The sequence below is a fragment of the Paraburkholderia sp. RL17-380-BIE-A genome (assembly GCF_046028085.1).
In the GTDB taxonomy this organism is placed as follows: domain Bacteria; phylum Pseudomonadota; class Gammaproteobacteria; order Burkholderiales; family Burkholderiaceae; genus Paraburkholderia.
The window spans coordinates 107964-125712 of sequence record NZ_JARESQ010000022.1; the positions used below are offsets into that span (position 1 = coordinate 107964).

Annotated in this window: 15 protein-coding genes; 7 read left to right on the plus strand and 8 right to left on the minus strand. The window is 63.5% G+C overall.

Annotated features, from left to right (window positions below):
• Positions 1-3: 3 nt before the first annotated feature.
• From P0D68_RS30145 to P0D68_RS30165, 5 genes are all read left to right on the plus strand, one after another.
• Positions 4-1599 carry a 3,4-dehydroadipyl-CoA semialdehyde dehydrogenase gene (locus P0D68_RS30145; RefSeq protein WP_408300557.1) on the plus strand — a complete coding sequence of 532 codons (1596 nt, stop codon included), beginning with the start codon at positions 4-6 and terminating at the stop codon, positions 1597-1599.
• 120 nt (positions 1600-1719) lie between these two features.
• Positions 1720-3312, plus strand: a complete 1593-nt coding sequence (locus P0D68_RS30150; protein ID WP_408468788.1) for a benzoate-CoA ligase family protein — start codon at positions 1720-1722, stop codon at positions 3310-3312.
• Between the two features lie 8 nt (positions 3313-3320).
• Positions 3321-4172: an alpha/beta fold hydrolase gene (locus P0D68_RS30155; protein ID WP_408300553.1), complete on the plus strand. Its 852-nt coding sequence runs from the start codon at positions 3321-3323 to the stop codon at positions 4170-4172.
• Positions 4173-4359: 187 nt separating this feature from the next.
• Positions 4360-4686 carry a hypothetical protein gene (locus tag P0D68_RS30160; RefSeq protein ID WP_408184624.1) on the plus strand — a complete coding sequence of 109 codons (327 nt, stop codon included), beginning with the start codon at positions 4360-4362 and terminating at the stop codon, positions 4684-4686.
• An 81-nt stretch (positions 4687-4767) separates the two neighbouring features.
• On the plus strand, positions 4768-6879 hold the full coding sequence (locus P0D68_RS30165; RefSeq protein ID WP_408300551.1) for a phosphocholine-specific phospholipase C: 2112 nt from the start codon (positions 4768-4770) through the stop codon (positions 6877-6879).
• 111 nt (positions 6880-6990) lie between these two features.
• Here the strand turns inward: P0D68_RS30165 and P0D68_RS30170 are convergent, their stop codons facing one another.
• The 8 genes from P0D68_RS30170 to P0D68_RS30205 are packed head-to-tail and all read right to left on the minus strand — an operon-like array spanning position 6991 to position 13983.
• Positions 6991-8280, minus strand: coding sequence for an MSMEG_0569 family flavin-dependent oxidoreductase (locus P0D68_RS30170; protein ID WP_408300549.1), 1290 nt, complete (start codon positions 8278-8280; stop codon positions 6991-6993).
• A 26-nt stretch (positions 8281-8306) separates the two neighbouring features.
• Positions 8307-8591 carry an MSMEG_0570 family nitrogen starvation response protein gene (locus P0D68_RS30175; RefSeq protein WP_091792750.1) on the minus strand — a complete coding sequence of 95 codons (285 nt, stop codon included), beginning with the start codon at positions 8589-8591 and terminating at the stop codon, positions 8307-8309.
• Positions 8592-8605: 14 nt separating this feature from the next.
• A complete protein-coding gene (locus tag P0D68_RS30180; protein WP_408300547.1) occupies positions 8606-9775 on the minus strand; it encodes an MSMEG_0565 family glycosyltransferase in 1170 nt (389 codons plus the stop codon).
• The gene (locus tag P0D68_RS30185; protein ID WP_408300545.1) at positions 9772-10755 is read right to left on the minus strand and encodes a sll0787 family AIR synthase-like protein; all 984 of its coding nucleotides are present in this window, start codon (positions 10753-10755) and stop codon (positions 9772-9774) included. The genes P0D68_RS30180 and P0D68_RS30185 overlap by 4 nt, the downstream gene beginning before the upstream one ends.
• Complete coding sequence (locus tag P0D68_RS30190) at positions 10752-11369, minus strand: MSMEG_0567/Sll0786 family nitrogen starvation N-acetyltransferase (protein ID WP_091792747.1); 618 nt, start codon at positions 11367-11369, stop codon at positions 10752-10754. The genes P0D68_RS30185 and P0D68_RS30190 overlap by 4 nt, the downstream gene beginning before the upstream one ends.
• 2 nt (positions 11370-11371) lie before the next feature.
• Positions 11372-12442 (minus strand): MSMEG_0568 family radical SAM protein, encoded by a 1071-nt coding sequence (locus P0D68_RS30195; RefSeq protein ID WP_408300686.1) that lies wholly within the window; start codon positions 12440-12442, stop codon positions 11372-11374.
• The gene (locus tag P0D68_RS30200) at positions 12435-13481 is read right to left on the minus strand and encodes a Nit6803 family nitrilase (protein WP_408300542.1); all 1047 of its coding nucleotides are present in this window, start codon (positions 13479-13481) and stop codon (positions 12435-12437) included. Before P0D68_RS30200 ends, P0D68_RS30195 begins: the two co-directional genes overlap by 8 nt.
• Before the next feature lie 19 nt (positions 13482-13500).
• Positions 13501-13983: an MSMEG_0572/Sll0783 family nitrogen starvation response protein gene (locus tag P0D68_RS30205; RefSeq protein ID WP_054040483.1), complete on the minus strand. Its 483-nt coding sequence runs from the start codon at positions 13981-13983 to the stop codon at positions 13501-13503.
• Positions 13984-14334: 351 nt separating this feature from the next.
• Between P0D68_RS30205 and P0D68_RS30210 the strand changes: the two genes are divergently transcribed.
• Positions 14335-15726, plus strand: a complete 1392-nt coding sequence (locus P0D68_RS30210; protein ID WP_408300540.1) for an aminotransferase-like domain-containing protein — start codon at positions 14335-14337, stop codon at positions 15724-15726.
• Positions 15727-15945: 219 nt separating this feature from the next.
• Positions 15946-17745 carry a methyl-accepting chemotaxis protein gene (locus P0D68_RS30215; protein WP_408300538.1) on the plus strand — a complete coding sequence of 600 codons (1800 nt, stop codon included), beginning with the start codon at positions 15946-15948 and terminating at the stop codon, positions 17743-17745.
• The last annotated feature ends 4 nt before the right edge of the window (positions 17746-17749 follow it).

The following is a 17749-nucleotide window of genomic DNA, read 5'->3' on the forward strand; positions in this document are numbered from 1 at the left end:
GCCATGACCGAACTATTGAAGAACCACGTGGGCGGCAAGTGGATCGCGGGCAGCGGCACGGGCGTGACGCTCACCGATCCCGTGACGGGCGAAGCGCTCGTGCGCGTCTCGAGCGAGGGCCTCGATCTCGCCCACGCCTTCCGCTTTGCCCGCGATGAAGGCGGCGCGGCGTTGCGAGCGCTGACCTATGCGCAGCGCGCGGCCCGCCTCGCCGATATCGTCAAGCTGCTGCAAGCGAAACGCGACGACTACTACGCGATCGCCACCGCGAATTCGGGCACCACACGCAACGACTCCGCGGTCGATATCGACGGTGGCATTTTCACGCTGTCGTATTACGCGAAACTCGGCGCAACGCTTGGCGAGGTGCATGCACTACGCGACGGCAACGCCGACTCGCTGAGCAAGGATCGATCGTTCAGCGTGCAGCATGTGCTGACGCCGACACGCGGCGTCGCGCTCTTTATCAACGCCTTCAATTTTCCGTCGTGGGGCTTGTGGGAAAAAGCCGCGCCGGCCCTCCTCTCGGGCGTACCCGTCATCGTCAAGCCCGCCACGGCCACCGCCTGGCTCACCCAACGCATGGTCGCCGACGTGGTCGACTCGGGCATTCTGCCGCCCGGCGCGCTCTCCGTGATCTGCGGCGGCTCGGCGGGCCTGCTCGATCAGATCCAGCCTTTCGACGTGGTGTCGTTCACAGGCTCCGCGGACACGGCCGCCGCGTTGCGCGCACATCCGGCCTTCGTACAGGGCGGCGCACGCCTGAACGTCGAAGCCGACAGTCTGAACAGCGCGATTCTGTGCGCCGACGCCACACCCGAGACGCCCGCCTTCGATCTGTTCATCAAGGAAGTCGTGCGGGAAATGACGGTGAAATCCGGGCAAAAATGCACGGCCATCCGCCGCGCTTTCGTGCCGGAGGCTGTACTTGAAGCCGTGCTCGAGGCACTAAAGGCGAAGCTCGCGAAGATCACCGTCGGCAATCCGCGCAACGACGCCGTGCGTATGGGTTCGCTCGTGAGCCGCGAGCAATACGACAACGTACTGGCCGGTATCGCGGCGCTTCGGGAAGAAGCGGTGCTCGCTTTCGACGGCTCCGCAGTGCCGCTCATCGATGCGGACGCAACCATCGCGGCTTGCGTCGCGCCGCATCTGTTCGTCGTCAACGATCCTGATAACGCGACGCTCCTGCACGACCTCGAAGTATTCGGACCGGTAGCGAGCGTGGCGCCTTATCGCGTCGCCGCCGCTGGAAATGCGCTGCCGGAAGCGCACGCAGTCGCCCTCGCGCGACGCGGCCTGGGATCGCTCGTCGCATCGATCTATTCGAACGACGAAGCGCATCTCGGCCGCCTCGCGCTGGAACTCGCGGATTCGCACGGTCGTGTGCATGCCATTTCGCCCTCCGTGCAGCAGAGTCAAACCGGTCACGGCAACGTGATGCCGATGTCGCTGCACGGCGGACCGGGCCGCGCGGGCGGCGGCGAAGAACTCGGCGGCTTGCGCGCACTCGCTTTCTATCACCGGCGCTCGGCCATCCAGGCCGCGAGCGCGGCAATCGAGGCGCTCACGCAGACGACGCATTTGCCCTCGGCCTGACAGCGCACGACCGCAGCAAAAACGTAGCAATCAGGACCGGGCACGCGAATCAGCCCGCAAGCATCGAGCGGATCATGAGCACAGAACAGCCGGACCGCGCCCACCCGATGGAGGAGACACATGGAAGCCCTGCTGGAAAAGGCGGCTAACCAGCCCGCCGCGACGGTCGAAGCGCCGCCCGCGCTGTTCAATTTCGCGGCCTACCTGTTTCGACTGAACGAAACGCGCGCCGGCAAGACCGCCTATATCGACGACACCGGCAGCACGACCTACGGTGAACTCGAAGACCGCGCGCGGCGCTTCGCCAGCGCGCTGCGTACGCTCGGCGTACATCCTGAAGAGCGAATACTGCTGGTGATGCTCGACACCATCGCGCTACCGGTTGCCTTTCTCGGCGCGCTCTACGCGGGCGTCGTGCCGGTCGTGGCGAACACGCTGCTCACGCCCGCCGACTACGTGTACATGCTGACGCATAGCCACGCGCGCGCCGTGATCGCCTCGGGTGCGCTCGTGCAGAACGTGACGCAGGCGCTGGAGTCCGCCGAACATGACGGCTGTCAGTTGATCGTCTCGCAACCGCGTGAAGGCGAGCCGCTCCTCGCGCCTCTGTTCGACGACCTGATCGACGCCGCCACGCCTGCCGCCAAAGCCGCCGCGACCGGTTGCGACGACATCGCCTTCTGGCTGTATTCGTCGGGCTCGACCGGGAAACCGAAGGGCACCGTCCACACGCATGCGAACCTGTACTGGACCGCCGAGCTGTATGCCAAGCCAATTCTCGGCATTGCCGAAAGCGACGTGGTGTTTTCCGCGGCCAAACTGTTCTTTGCATACGGTCTCGGCAATGGACTGACATTCCCGCTCTCGGTCGGCGCGACCGCGATCCTGATGGCCGAGCGCCCCACCGCCGACGCGATCTTCGCGCGCCTCGTCAAACATCGCCCGACGGTGTTTTACGGCGTGCCCACGCTCTACGCGAACATGCTGGTGTCGCCGAACCTGCCCGCGCGCGCCGATGTCGCGATACGCATTTGCACGTCGGCGGGCGAAGCGTTGCCGCGCGAAATCGGCGAGCGCTTTACCGCGCACTTCGGCTGCGAAATTCTCGACGGCATCGGCTCGACCGAAATGCTGCACATCTTCCTGTCCAACCGCGCGGGCGCGGTCGAATACGGCACCACGGGCCGCCCGGTGCCCGGATACGAAGTCGAATTGCGCGACGATGCGGGCCACGCCGTGCCCGACGGCGAAGTCGGCGATCTGTTCATCAAAGGGCCAAGCGCGGCGGTGATGTACTGGAACAACCGAGAGAAATCGCGCGCCACCTTTCTCGGCGAATGGATTCGCAGCGGCCACAAGTACTGCCGGCTGCCGAATGGCTGCTATGTCTATGCGGGCCGCAGCGACGACATGCTGAAAGTCAGCGGCCAGTATGTCTCGCCTGTCGAAGTGGAAATGGTGCTGGTGCAGCACGACGCGGTGCTCGAAGCCGCGGTGGTCGGCGTCGATCACGGCGGCCTCGTCAAGACGCGCGCGTTCGTCGTACTGAAGCGGGAATTCACGCCATCTGAGATACTCGCGGACGAGTTGAAAGCTTTCGTAAAAGACCGGCTCGCGCCGCACAAATATCCGCGCGATATCGTGTTCGCCGACGATCTGCCGAAAACCGCCACCGGAAAAATTCAACGTTTCAAACTGCGCGAGCAGTCATAAGGTGATTTATGCAGAACCCCGCCAGCGCCAACGTTACCGCCGCAACGACCGTTAACGAGTTCGCTGAACTGCCCGCTACCGCGTCGCATGGACCGCTGCACATCGAGTATCGCTGGCTGAATGCGCGCGCAGCCGACGCGCCGATCGCCGTCTTCCTGCATGAAGGCCTCGGTTCGATCGCGATGTGGCGCGACTGGCCGCAAACGCTGTGCGAACGGCTCGGCATGCGAGGGCTCGTCTATTCGCGGCCCGGCTACGGGCTTTCCACACCGCGTGCGCATGAGGTGAAGTGGCCCACCGATTTCATGACGGCGCAGGCGCGCGACATTCTGCCCGCATTGCTCGACGCACTCGGTATCGATTCACGCGAACGCCGCCGCATGTGGCTGATCGGTCATAGCGACGGCGGCTCGATCACCCTGCTGTACGCGGCGCTCCATGCTAAGGAATTGGCCGGCGCGGTGGCGATTGCGCCGCATGTGTTCGTCGAAGATATTTCGGTGGAAAGCATCGCGCAAACCAAACAGCTCTACGAAACCAGCCACCTGCGCAGCAAACTCAGCCGCTATCACGCGGACGTCGATTCGGCGTTTTATGGCTGGAACGACATATGGCTGAATCCGGCGTTCCGGATGTGGACAATTGCCGGGGAACTGGCGTCCATTCGCAAGCCGCTGCTCGCGGTGCAAGGCCATGATGACAACTACGGCACGATGGCCCAGATCGATACGATCGCCGCACACGTTCCACATGCGCAACTGGTCAAGCTCGAGGCTTGCGGGCATTCGCCGCATCGCGACGCGCCCGAGGCTTTGAACGAAGCCATTGCGGCATTCGTTGCTGGAAGCGCGTCTTCCTGATCATCGAGCGAGGCCAAACCTTTCGGCATGCTAACGCAGTGTGCGATTGGTCGGCGCCCAACTCTCACCAAATACTCAAATTTCCACATCTTCACAAAAGTTACACAGGTCAGCGACTATTCTTGCGTATCGCTGACCTGGGCACGTCGATGCCCTCGCGCATCTTCCCCGTGCCGGAGACATTGCCATGTCCGTTGTGTCGAAGCCGTCTAAAGCCTTGCATTGCAAACGTTTGGCGGCCGCGCTGGCTGCCCTGTCGCTTTGTGCGCTGGTCGGTGCTTGTGGCAACGACGACGACAAAACAGCCGGCACGAGCGCGGTTAGTCCTACCGAAATTCCCGCCAGCGAGAGCACTGCCGCCGCGCTTCTCCCGGCGAATCCGTCCTCCGCTTCACCGGCGCCCGCCGCGCTGACGATTCAAACCCCAGCACTACCCGCATCAAGCGCCGACCCGGCACTGTCTGCTGCCGCGCCGGCGCCGCTCGCCACGCCCGTCATCCACACCGTGGACTGAGTTTCGCGCCTCACGCGACGCGCGGGTGGGGCTCGCGCGCCTCGTGGATCGTTCCTCCACCGAAGATCGAAAGCCAATACCATGACCTCAAAAAATCGCCGTGATTTTCTGCGCTCCGCCGCGCATGCTGCCGGTTCCGCCACCGCATTGAGCATGCTGCCTCTGGGCATTCGCAACGCGCTCGCCATTCCTGCCAATAACAAGACCGGCACGATTCGCGACGTCGAGCACATTGTCGTGCTGATGCAGGAAAACCGCTCGTTCGATCACTACTTCGGCACGCTCAAAGGCGTGCGCGGTTTTGGCGACACGCGCGCGACCAATTTGCCGAACGGCAAGCCCGTGTGGTATCAGCCGCTCGCGGCGGATCTCGGCTACGTGCTGCCGTTCCGCCCCACCGCGCCCAATCTGGGCCTGCAATTCCTCCAGGATCTCGCGCACGACTGGACCAGCACGCACGCGGCGTGGAACGGCGGCCGCTACGATCAATGGGTGCCCGCGAAAGGCACCACGACGATGGCCTACCTCACGCGCGAGGACATTCCGTTTCACTATCAGCTCGCCGACGCCTTCACGATCTGCGACGCGTACCACTGCTCGCTGATGGGACCGACGGACCCGAACCGCTATTACATGTGGAGCGGCTGGGTGGGCAATGACGGCAGCGGTGGCGGTCCGGTGATCGACAATTCCGAACTCGGCTACGGCTGGTCCACCTACCCCGAAGTCCTGCAGAATGCGGGCATTTCGTGGAAGATCTATCAGGACATCGGCACCGGTCTCGACGCCAACGGCTCGTGGGGCTGGACGCAGAACCCGTATATCGGCAACTACGGCGACAACTCGCTGCTCTACTTCAACCAGTACCGCAACGCGCAGCCCGGCAACCCGCTCTACGATAACGCGCGCACCGGCACGAATGCGGCAAAGGGCGACGGCTACTTCGATATTCTCAAGCGCGACGTGCAGAACAATGCGTTGCCGCAGGTGTCGTGGATCGTGGCGCCCGAAGCCTATTCCGAACACCCGAACTGGCCGTCGAACTATGGCGCGTGGTACATCGACCAGGTGCTGCAGATTCTCACGTCCAATCCCGAGGTGTGGAGCAAGACGGTGCTGCTCATCAACTACGACGAGAACGACGGTTTCTTCGATCACATGGTGCCGCCCTTCGCACCTTCGTCGAGCGCGAACGGCTTGTCGACTGTGGACACGAGCAACGAAATCTATCCGGGCGACGCGAAGACTCCCGCCGCACCGTACGGCCTCGGACCGCGCGTGCCGATGCTGGTGGTTTCACCGTGGTCGAAAGGCGGCTACGTGTGCTCGGAACTGTTCGACCATACGTCGGTGATCCGCTTTATTGAAAAGCGCTTCGGCCACGATCACAATCTCGGCGAATCGAACATCACGCCGTGGCGCCGCGCGGTATGCGGCGATCTGATGTCCGCATTCAACTTCAGCAATCCGAACGACGCCTTCCCGACGCTGCCGAGCACGAGCGGCTACGTACCGCCGGACCAGAACCGCCATCCGGATTACGTACCGCTGCCGCCTGCCCTGCAGGCACTGCCGAAGCAGGAAGCCGGCGTGCGCCCGGCTCGCGCGCTGCCTTACGAGCTGTTCGTGCGCGTGCATGGCGAAGGCGCGGCCAATCAACTCACCATGCGCTTCGTCAACACGGGCCGCACCGGCGCGGTGTTTCTGGTCTACGCCGCCCACAGTCTCGATGCGCCGCGCACCTATACGGTGGAAGCCGGCAAGCGCTTGCAGGATCAGTTGCCGTGCAATGCCGACGGCAGCTACGACTTCACCGTGCACGGCCCGAACGGCTTTCTGCGCCGCTTCGCGGGCAGGCCGGTTGCGCGCAGCTGGTGGCATGGTTCCGATATCGCGCGGCCCGAAGTGGCGGAAGGCTACGACGTCTCGAACGGCAACCTGCAACTGCGGCTGGAGAACGTGGGCAGCGCACGTTGCCAGTTCACGATCGTCAACGCGTATGATCCGGGAAATGTCATCAAGCATTCAGTACGTGGCGGCGATACCGAGCAGCTCTACCTCGACCTTCGCAATGCGCATGGCTGGTACGACCTGGCTATAACGGTCGATACGGACCCGCTGTTCGCGCGGCGCTTTGCCGGACACGTGGAAACCGGCAAGAGCAGCATGAGCGATCCGGCGCTGGGCGCTTAAGCTTAAGCCTGAGCCGGAGCCGAACGTCTCGGTGAAATACAACGGCCGCTGCGATAGAAACCGCAGTGGCCGTTTTCCATGCTGCCTCCCGAGCGCATGGGCAACATCACGTCATGCGGCAACGGCGGCCGACAACGACGCGCGCTCGCGTGCCTTCTCGCGAATCGCATGCACGATGAACTCCGCATCGCGCGCGACGCCGGAGAAACGCCCGGAACCCCATGTATGCAGCCACGGCAGGCCGACGAAATACAGACCGTCGATCGGCGTTACGCCACGCGTGTGCGCCGGATACCCGCGACCGTTGAACACGGGGGCATCCAGCCAACTGAAGTCCGGCGTAAAACCGATGCACCAGATGATCGCCGCAATACCGCTGCCCTCCAGATCGAGCGTAGCGCGCTCCTGCGCGGGACGCCAGACCGGTTCGTACGCGCCACCCGCCGGCGCATCAATGCCGTGCTTCGCGATGAAGCCGTCAATGCTCGCGTTGATCCGGTTATACGTATCGTCGGCGGCATCGAGATTGGCGGCCAGCGTAGGCGAAAAGTGGAGCTGCCCATCGCGCAGATCGTCGAGCCGCCCATACAATTCCATGCCTTCAGCGGCGAACTTGCGCAGGTCGATATCGCGGCCACCATCGCGGCCCGTCACATAGTGATTGGTGTTGTCGCGCACCCCTTCACGTAACGGATGTTTTTCGACCGGCATATCGTAGTACTGCATGTCGGCGAGCCAATCGACCACGTCACGCCCCCGATAAAAGCGCGCGCAACGCGGCGCCTCGCCGACCGCGAGCACCACCTTGCGGCCGGCCAGATGCAGATCCTCCGCGATCTGCGCGCCGGATTGCCCCGTGCCGACCACCATCACCGCGCCCTCAGGCAAAGCCTGCGGGTTGCGATACGCCGACGACTGCAGTTGCATGATCCCCGCAGGCAAGCGCTCCGCGAGGCGCGGCACGATCGGCGTGTGATAGCCGCCAGAGGCCACCACCACCTGGTCCGCGGTGAAGTCGCCGTGCGTCGTCGTGATGGCGTAGACGCCGTCGTCGCGCTGCTTGACGCGTTTGACTTCAGTGCGCTCCAGCACCGGCGCGTCGACATGCGCGATGAAGCCATCGAGGTAGGCAATGATTTCGTCTTTCTTCATGAAGCCGTGCGGGTCATCGCCACGATACGGATAGCCGGGCAATGCGCATTGCCAGTTCGGCGTGACGAGGCAAAACGCGTCCCAACGCTGTTCACGCCACGTATGCGTGAGCGCATTCTTTTCCACGACCAGATGGTCGATGCCGGCCTGCTTCAGGTAGTAGCTGACCGACAGCCCCGCCTGCCCGCCGCCGATGACAAGCACGCCGTAGTGGCCTTCGGCGCGCGCGTGATGGGTTGGATTCGACATGATGCGTCCTCTGAAAGAATAAGCGCCTAGCTGAATTCGATGACCTTGACGGTCGCGTCCGGCCGATCGCGAAAGCGCGCCGCGTCGCGCTCGATCTGTGCAAGCTGGTCCATTGCCGCCGAGCAGGCAAAGCCGTATTTCTCGCGCACGCGCTCGGACGCGATGCCCAACGCCTGCCGGGAACGTTCGACGAAATCCTCGAGCGCATAGGCCTCGCCCGGCGTAAAAAAATCGCCGATCACGAGCGAAGGCGAATAACAGTTCGCTTCGTCGCCATCGGGCCATTGAATGCGAAAGTGCATGACAGGCATCGTTTATCCTCGAATCAATGGGTAAGCAAAGCGCGCTTCGCGAGGAAACGGCGGTAGGCATCCACATGGCGCCGTGCGCTCGCCGCCCAGCTAAAGCGCGCGAGCAACGCGGGCACGGCATGGCCGAAATCGATACCGTTTTCACCCAACGCACGCACAAGGGCCGCGGCGATCGATTCCACGTCGTCAGGATCGGCCCAGCAGCAGGTGGCGTCGTCGAGATACTCGGTGAATGGCGCAATCGAGGACACCACCACCGGTGTGCCGCTCGCCAGCGCTTCCAGCACGACAAGACCGAAACCTTCGCGCAGCGACACCATCGACAGAACATCGGCGCTTCGAAACAGAGCGGGCATGACGGCGTCTTCGAGTGGGCCGGTCAGCACGACGCTTTCATAAGGTCCGATCGACAGGCCCAACTCACTCGCCCGTTGCAGCAAGCGTCGGCTGTAGGCGTCGTGGTCGAGAAGGCTCGCGCCGCCTGCAATGACGAGTTGTGCTTGCGGCAAACCGCTGCGCACGGAGGCAAACGCTTCGAGCAGCGCCAGTGTGTTCTTGCGCGCTTCGATACCGCCCACCGCAAGCACGATCGGGCCGCCTTGCAGTCCGAAACGCTGCCGCAGCTGCGCGTCGTGTTGATCGCGTCGCGGAAAAAAACGCGCCACGTCTACACCGTTCGGCACAGTGCTTGCGCTGATGCCGTATACCGACTGCATCTCTCGCGCCCATGTATCGCTCACACACAACACGTGGTCGGCATCCTGAAACGCACGGCGCTGCCAGGCCGTCAGTCGCGGATCTTCGAAATGATCCAGGTGATGCACCGTGCGCATGAAGCCGTGAATAAGACCCTGCGTTTTCAAATCGGCCAGCGCGTTGCCGCTGATGCTGTCCTGCGCGTGCAGTACGTCGAACGCAGCTGCGTCGTGCTCGATCAACGCGCGCCGGAATGCATCGATTCGGGCCTCGACCATCGCAACCGTATTGACCTGAGCCAGAACGATAGGCGCATACACCACTCGGCAAGGCGGCAAACGAAACAGGCTCTCGCCGGGCGCGGCCGGCACGAACACCGTTACCTCGTGCCCAAGCGCCGTCAATGCGCTCGCCAGTTCGAGCGTGTGCACCACGCCACCGCGCGGATTGACCGAATGCGTGAGCAACGCGATACGCAGCGCGCTCATTTCGCCACCCCCTTTCCGACGATGAACGGCTCACGCCGGAAGTCCCATAGCGTAGCGGCATCATCCTGCCGATGCAGGACCACCTGGCTCGTTGCATCGACGGAACCGATCACTGAGCACGCAAGCGATCGGGCGCTGAACTTTGCTTGTACGGTCTCCACATGTTTGGGCCGCACGGACAGCAGATATCCAAAACTCGGAAACGCGGTCACCCAGCGTTCCAGCGGCACACCCTCGGGTGTGGGGATGCGCGCGAGATCGACCCGCGCGCCGACCTCCGAACACTCGAGCAACATCAGCGCCGTGCCTAGCGTGCCCGCCATGCTGATATCCTTCGCGGCGTCGCACAGGCCGCTCTCCGCCAGTTGCGGCAGCAGTTCGAGATCGCCCCTTAGACGCTCGGGCGGCGCATCCACCGAAGCATTCCAGAACGGATACGGCTCTTCGAAGCGGCCGCGCAGATCGACAGCCATCATCAGGCTGTCACCGGGTTTCGCGTTGAAACTCGACAGCAACGCCTTTGCGCGGCCGACAATCGACACCGCCAGTTGCGCTGCATCGCTGCGCGTATTCGTGTGGCCGCCGACAATCGGCACGCCATATGCGAGCGAAGCCGCCGCCATGCCCGCCAACACCTGCTCCGCCGCGCCGATGCCTTGACTCCACAGCGCATCCACCACCGCCAATGGCCGCCCGCCCATCGCATAGATATCGCTTACGTTGACCATCACGCTGCTATAGCCGGCGAACCACGGCATGGCGCTCACGAAATCGCTGACCATGCCTTCGATAGCGAAGAGCAGATAGCCGTCACCGTCGGCGAGCGCGGCGCAGTCGTCGCCGAGCGCCACAGCCTGCGCGAGATCGCGGGTGCCGCGCGGCAAGCGCTTCGCCAGCGAGTCGACGACACCCACGATATCGGTCTTGTGCCGGAATCCGCGGCTCTCGCGCAGACTCGCGACAAGGTCGGCGACAGTCATGCGGCGCTCCGCTCAGGCTCACGGCCGCGTGAGGGCGGCAACGAATGCGCCCGCGTCTGCGTGACAAAGCCCCCATAAGGCTCCGCGCACGGCGGATACCGGTCCAGTTGCGCCTGCATCAGATGATGCGGTCTGCCCAGCAACGTCTCCTCCGCCAGCACGTCCCAGTACATCGCGCGAAACAGCGGCACATTCTGACTCTGCACATGCGCGAGAAACGTTTCGCAGCCGAGCGCGTGCGCGCTGCTCACCGCGAGACGAATCAGCGTCGCGCCGATCTTTCCGTGCCGGCGAAAGGCCGCATGCACGGCGAGCCGCGAGCCAAACCACACATTGTCGTGGTCGCGATGAATACGCACGGTGCCGACCACCTGTTCCGGCATGCCGGCGAGACAACTGAGCGCCACCAGTTGCTGCGCGTGCTGGTCGATATCGTCGCGATCATCGCCGACAAAAATGCCCTGCTCGATGCAGAAGACCGCGCGCCGCAATCTGAACGCCTCTTCGGCTTCCCAATTCAACGTGGTCCACTTGATACGAAATTCGCTCGGCGCATACGGCGCAAAAACAATCTCGCCATCCAGCGCCTCGCCTGCAATCGCTTCGCCGAACATGATCACTCCTCGTACGATGACAGCGACGAACACGCGCCGCATTTGCCGCAACCCGCCTTGATATCGCTCGAACGCATGGCCGCGGCATTGAGCATGCCGCCAAGCGGCTGCAAAACCGACTTCATGAATTCTGGCGTAGGGGCCGGATGATCTTCGAGCGGCGTGCCGCTAATCGGCACGAACGGCACGACGAACGGATAGACGCCGATCTCGATCAGTTCGCGCGACATCGCGAGAATTGATTCGGCGCTATCGCCCAGGCCCGCGAGAATATATGTGCTGACCTGTCCGCGTCCGAATACGGCCACAGCGGCCTCGAACGCCTCCATGTAGCGAGACAGCGGCACGCTCGCCTTGCCGGGCATGATGCGTTCGCGCAGCGCGGGCGTTACGACTTCGAGGTGCATGCCGAGTGTGTCGATGCCGCTCGCTTTCATGCGCGCGAACCAGCGGTCGTCGTCGGGCGGCTCGCATTGGGCCTGGATCGGCAGATCGACCGCGGCCTTGATCGCGAACGCGCTCTCACACAGAATCTGCGCGCCGCGATCCGGCGTGGGCGGTGTGCCGGTGGTCAGCACCATATGCTTCACGCCGTCGAGCAACACGGCCGCGCGCGCCACTTCCGCCAGTTGCTCAGGCGTCTTGCGCGTAATGGTGCGACCCGCTGCGAGCGATTGCCCGATTGCGCAGAACTTGCAGCTCTTGCGCCGGCTCTCGTAGCGAATACAGGTTTGCAACACGGTGGTCGCGAGCACGTCGGCGCTATGCAACGTGGCGATATGCGAATAAGGCACGCCGTCGAGTGTCTGCATGCCGTAGAAACGCGGCGACTTCGGGAAGCTGATATTGGCGATCGGAATCGTGCCGCGCAGCAGCGCGCTCGACCCACTCGCATCCGGCGTCTGCGCGACGAACGGCGAGTGCCACGCGGTGCTCGTATGCACGGGCACCATGATCGTCACGCCATCCACCGTTACCGCCTTGTGGTCGGACGGACCCGCGCCGCCGCGGCGGCTGGCCGCGCCCGCATCCGGCGACACGAGCCGCAAGCCGGCCGACTGCAATTCAGTCATCAATTGCCGGCTCTGCGCCGACAGTGATTCGCTGGCGCTCATCGCACCCTCCTTCGGTTGAATTGAAATCGGCGCTCGGGACGGACGGCCACGCCGGCATCGGCGCCACGGTTTCCGCGGGCCGCCGGTTGATCGCAAGACTCAGCAATTCGGGGCGCGCGTAATGGCCGACCGAATCCATCATGCGTTTGCGCTTGGTGATCAAGGCCATGTCGAGATCGGCGATCACCATGCCTTCGCCCTCGCGTAACGGCTCGGCGAGATGCTGCCCTTCCGGCGAGATGATCGCGGTGTTGCAGCCGCCGCGCAGCGCCTTCTGCAGATTCGTATCCGGGGTGACGGACGCAATCTGCGCTTCGCTGAGCCATCCCGTCGCATTGACGACGAAGCAACCCGATTCCAGCGCGTGATGCCGGATCGTCACCTCGATCTGATCGGCGAAGATCGGTCCCACCAGCGAGCCGGGAAACTGGCTGCAATGAATCTCTTCATGCTGCGTCATCAACGCATAACGCGCGAGCGGGTTGTAATGCTCCCAGCAGGCGAGCGCGCCCACGCGCGCCACCCCGGTGCGCGCCACCGTCAGACCGGCCGCGTCGCCTTGCCCCCAGATCATCCGCTCATGAAATGTGGGCGTGATCTTGCGGCGCTTGAGCACGATCTGACCATCCACGTCGAAAATCAACTGCGTGTTGTAGAGGCTACCGTGATCGCGTTCGTTGACGCCGAGCACCACTACCATCCGATGCAAACGCGCCTGCTCGGCCACCGCCTGTGTCACCGGGCCCGGCACCACCACGGCCTCTTCGTAGAGTTTCATGTGATCGGCGCCGGAAGCGACGGGCGGCCGTACGAAAGAGAAGTACGGGTAATACGGCACGAAGGTTTCGGGAAATACGATCAGTTGCACGCCTTCGCGCGCCGCCTGTTCGACTGCCTCGCAGACCTTGTCGAGCGTTCCGCCGCTGCGCTCGAAGTCCGGTGCGATCTGGACCGCCGCGGCGCGCACGATGCGTTTGCCGGTCGTTTTATCGGACATAGTGGTCACTCGCCTCTCGTCAGACCGTCCACGTATGGATGATCAGTGCGTTGTCCTTGCGATGAAGCAACTGGATGTCGAGCACATCGAGCGGGCTGATTGGACGAATGCCTTCGATCAGCGAGGCCTCGCCGTGTCCATATAGCGCCTGCAGCGCGAAGCGGCACGCGTAGACCTTGCCGCCTTCTTCCATGAACTTCATCAGTTGCTTGTTGAAGTTCAGATGGCCGGGGAACGCTTCGTCGCCCAGTGTCGGAAAGCCGCGTTGCAGACCGAGCGTCACGCCCGGTCCGTACAGCAGCACCGATGTCTCGAAGCCCTTGCGTTGCAGGCGCGTGGCCTGCAATAGATTGACGAAGCCGATCGAGCCTTCGAACGCGACCGTATGGAACGTGACGAGCGCCTTTTCGCCGGGTTCGGCTTTCACGTCTTCGAAGACTTTCTCCTCATAGTCGACAAGGTAATCGCCTTTCTGATGCAGCGGTTTGTTGACGGCTGGCATGGCACTCTCCGATCAGGTTTGCTAAGTAAAAGATGGCGCGCGTTCAGGTTGTGCGCGCCTCCTCCAATGCAACGGCCGTGCCATTGATCGACCCCGTGAATGCGATCAATCCGCGATCAATTCCGCCTCGATTCGAAGTGCGACTCGAAAATTTTTTGGGCGCGAAGGTTGCATACAGTTCCGGCATCCCGTGCAAACGCTGTTGGTGCGGCTTTACCGCACCAGCCAAGTGCGATTCGCGCAGTCCAACGTGTCGGCATGGTGCAGTCATTCACCACAGTCGATCAATCCAATCATTGATTGCATGCGAATGCGATCATCTTTTCCAACGTGAATAGAGACTCGAAGGCAATGAGCAGCCCGACACATCACTGGATCAAACGTCTTGCCGACATTCGCAAGCCGGCCTACCTCGCGATTCCCGATCTGATCGAAGAAGATCTCGCCACTGGAAGGCTGCGTCCGCGCGACCGCTTGCCGGGACTGCGCGATCTCGCCGAAGAGCTCGCGCTGAACTACACGACGGTGGCGCGCGCCTATGCCGAAGCGCGCAAGCGCGGCCTGCTCGATTCGCGCGCCGGCAGCGGCACGTTCGTGCGCGGCCGCACCGCCACCTTGCCGCTCGCGGGCGGCAGCAGCATCGAAATGTCGATGAACACGCCACCCGAGCCGCCCGATTACGCCATGCGTCTGCGCGACTCCGCCGCACGCCAGATGGCCGACAGCGATCCTTATCAGTTGCTGCGTTACCAGGACTTCGGCGGCTCGGCGGCGGACAAGGATGCGGGCGCCGAATGGCTGAGGCGCCGGGTGCCGCATTGCGACGCGCAAAACGTGCTGGTGTGCCCCGGCATTCATAGCGCGCTGGTGGCGCTCGTCTCGCAGCTCGCGCGGCCCGGCGGCACCATCTGCCTCGATGCGCTCGCCTACCCCGGCATCAAGGCGATCGCCGCGCAACTCGGTGTGCGTCTGCAAGCGCTGCCGCGCGACGACGAAGGACCGCTCGCTCACGCGTTCGAAGCGCTCTGCAAAACCGACAAGCCGAGCGCGTTCTATTGCAATCCGACACTGCAGAATCCGAGCACGCTCACGCTCACGCACAAACGGCGCGAGGCGCTCGCCGACGTAGCGTTGCGCTACAGCGTGCCGATCATCGAAGACGATGCGTATGCCATGCTGCCGCAGAGCGCGCCCGACGCGCTCGCGAGTTTCGCGCCCGAACTGACGTATTACGTGACGGGCCTGTCCAAGAGCTTCGGCGCCGGCTTGCGCGTCGCGCATCTGCATGCGCCGACGCCGCGCCAAACGCAGCGGCTAGCCGGCGCGTTACGCGCGACCACGGTGATGGCGAGCCCGTACACGGTCATGCTCGCGACGCAATGGATCGCGGACGGAACCGCGGCGGAGATGCTCAGTGCGATCCGCAACGAATCGCGCGCACGCCAGGCCATTGCCGCGCGCATGCTCGAAGCATGGCCTTACGAAGCGCATCAGGATGGTTTTCATTTGTGGCTGCCGGTGCCGGTGGAAAGCGGCTGGAGCGCATCCGAACTTGCCTTGCAGTTGCGCAATCAGGGCATTGCCGCCGTGGCGGGCGCCGCGTTCTCCACCGACGGCAATCCGCCCAATGCCATGCGCGTGTGCCTCGGCGGATCGAAAACGCGTGACGAATGCGCACAAGCGCTGCACATCGTGGCGGAGACTCTCGACCATCCGCATCATCTGCATTCGCCGGTGATGTAAAACGATCCATCCGATCGCGCGTTATTGTCATACGAATACAACGACGCGCGCGAAGCCATTTATTTCTGCGTGCGACACTCCGCCGCATGCAGATCTCGCTGCGTTTGGGGTAATTGAAAGAATTCGCTGCTCAAGTCGGGCCTGCTCAGGCCGTATACCGCAGGTGAGGCCCCCGCCTCGCCGACTCCGGTTTACCGCTCACCCCCAAAGACTCCCGACATGTTCACCTCCATTCGCGCGCGCATCGTCGCCCTATGCGTTGCTATCGTTGTGGTTGCGCTCGCTGCCAACGCGGTTCTCAACTACGTCGTCGCCAACTCGTATAACGCCGATGCCATCGACAGCAGCCTGACCTCGGTGGAAAGCGGTCACGCGGCCGGCATCAGCGACTGGGTTGCCGCCAACACCCAGATGATCAACTCGCTGCAGGACGTGGTACTGCAACCCGATCCGTCAGCAGCGTTAAAACAGATCGCCGCGGCCGGTAAATTCTCGAACGTGTATGTCGGCTATGCGGACAAGACCTCGAAGTTCTCCGACCCGACCGGCATTCCGGCGGACTACGATCCGACCGGCCGCCCCTGGTACAAGCAGGCCGCAGCCGCTGGCAAGCCGGTCGTGACGCCGCCCTACGTGGACGTGGGCACGGGCAAACTGGTGGTGGCATTCGCGGCGCCGGTCGTGCGCGACGGCGCGGTAAAAGGCGTGGTGTCCGGCGACGTCGCGATGGACAGCGTGATCGCCAACGTCAAGGCGATTCATCCCACGCCGGCGAGCTTCGGCATGCTGATCGACGCGAGCGGCCATATCGTCGCGCATCCCGATCCAAAGCTGACCTTGAAGCCGGTCTCCGATGTCGCGCCCGGTTTGACCGGCGATAAGCTCGCCGCCCTCTTCAGCGCCGACCGTCCGCTCGACATGGACGTGAATGGCAGCACGAAGCTGATGCGCGCGCAAGCGATTCCCGGCACTGACTGGTACGTGGTCGTCGCACTCGACAAAGCCGAAGCGACCGCCGGCATGCGTTCGCTGCTGACCGCTTCGATCATCGCGCTGATCGTGATCGCCGGCATCGCCGCCGCCATCGTGGCGGCGGTGACCGCGGTGTCGTTCCAGCGTCTGTCGAAAGTGCGCGATGCCATGGACGCCATCGGCTCCGGCGAAGGCGATCTGACGCAGCGCCTGCCGGCCGTCGGCAACGACGAAGTCGCGCAGATCGCGCGCTCGTTCAACACCTTCATCGACAAACTCAGCCACGTGATGCGCCAGATTCGCGACGCCAGCGAATCGGTGCGCGTGGCCGCCAATGAAATCGCCGCGGGCAACGTCGATCTGTCGGGCCGCACGGAATCCGCTGCCGCGAGCTTGCAGCAAACCGCAGCATCGATGGAAGAAATCACCTCGACGGTCACGCAATCGGCCAGCTCCGCGAAACAGGCCGACAGTACTGCCGTTTCCGCCTCGCAGGTCGCCTCGCGCGGCGGCGTGGTGATCTCCGAAGTGATTGCGACGATGGGCGAGATCCAGCATGCGTCGGTGAAAATCTCCGACATCATCGGCGTGATCGACGGCATTGCGTTCCAGACCAACATCCTCGCGCTGAATGCCGCGGTGGAGGCCGCGCGTGCAGGCGAACAGGGCCGCGGCTTCGCGGTGGTGGCCGGTGAAGTGCGCAGCCTCGCGCAACGCAGCGCGCAGGCCGCGAAGGAAATCAAGGCGCTGATCGAAGCAACCGTGGCGAGCGTCTCGTCGGGTTCGGGCCAGGTGCGCCAGGCCGGCGAGACGATGACCGAGATCGTCAGCAACGTCGCCAACGTGACGACCATCATTTCCGAAATCACGCAGGCGGCCAACGAGCAGACGCGCGGTATTCAGGAAGTGAACCGCGCGGTCAGCCAGCTCGACGAAATGGTGCAACAGAATGCCGCACTGGTCGAAGAATCCACGGCGGCGGCGGCCGCACTGCAGAGCCAGGCCGTGAGCCTCGCCAGTGCAGTGACGCAATTCAAACTCGACTAAAAGC